The following is a 992-nucleotide window of genomic DNA, read 5'->3' on the forward strand; positions in this document are numbered from 1 at the left end:
TTATAAGCCTAATATTAATGCTAGAAATTTATTGAGGCGGCGTACAAATATGATTGGAGTTGTGGTTCCAGAATTCACTACTTTTTTCTTTTCTGAAATTATTATTGGAATTCAAGAGGTTCTGAATGCAGAAGGTTATCAAGTATTAATATGTCAATCAAGTGAATCAGGAGTTATAGAGCGTCAAAATATCGAAATGTTAGAATCAAGTATGGTTGAAGGTCTTATAGTGTCGGTAACTAAAGACGCCCAAAATATAGATCTTTATAATCGTATCATCACTGACGGAACACCTATAGTATTTGTTAATCGTGTACCTCCAAAGCTACAGGCAACTCAAATTGTTATTGATGATCGTAAATGGGCTTTCAAAATTGTTGATCACATGATACGTTGTGGATACCGGAATATTGCGCATCTAGGGGGCTGCCAAAATCTTTCTGTAACAAAAGAGCGATTACAAGGTTATATAGATGCTTTATCTGCACACAATATCCCCATTCAAGAAAAATATATTATGTACGTTGGAGTGCAGCAGGAACATGCAAAAATAGGGGTAGACTATCTTCTTAGTCTCAAAAAACGTCCAAAAGCAATATTTGCTATAAATGATTCTATCGCTATTGGGTGTATGCTTGAATTACGTAAGCGAGGATTGCGTATTCCACAAGATATGGCAATAGCTGGCTTCTCAGAGTCACCCACTGGTAGAATTATGGAACTCACTAGCGTAGCACAACCAACGCTTGATATGGGTAAACTTGCAGCACAACATCTTCTTCAACAGATAAGAGGATTAACAACTCCAACAGAAACTATTGTGTTAGATGGGAAACTAAATATTAGAAAGTCAAGCTTACCCATAGGAAAAAGAAAATAATAAGGGCATGATACATTATAAAAAAATAAGTACAATAGAGCAGTATAATTGATATTTCTGTTAAACTATACATTATTAAACGAAAGTACACAACAGACATGTGCAAACTTTT

1 protein-coding gene is annotated in these 992 nt (G+C 35.0%); it reads left to right on the forward strand.

The features are described from left to right. Positions 1 to 880, forward strand: an 880-nt coding sequence (locus HMPREF9420_RS06470; RefSeq protein ID WP_007134706.1) for a LacI family DNA-binding transcriptional regulator, incomplete at its 5' end; no start/stop codon positions are given. Between the last annotated feature and the right edge of the window lie 112 nt (positions 881 to 992).

Source organism: Segatella salivae DSM 15606 (assembly GCF_000185845.1).
GTDB classification, from domain to species: Bacteria; Bacteroidota; Bacteroidia; order Bacteroidales; family Bacteroidaceae; genus Prevotella; species Prevotella salivae.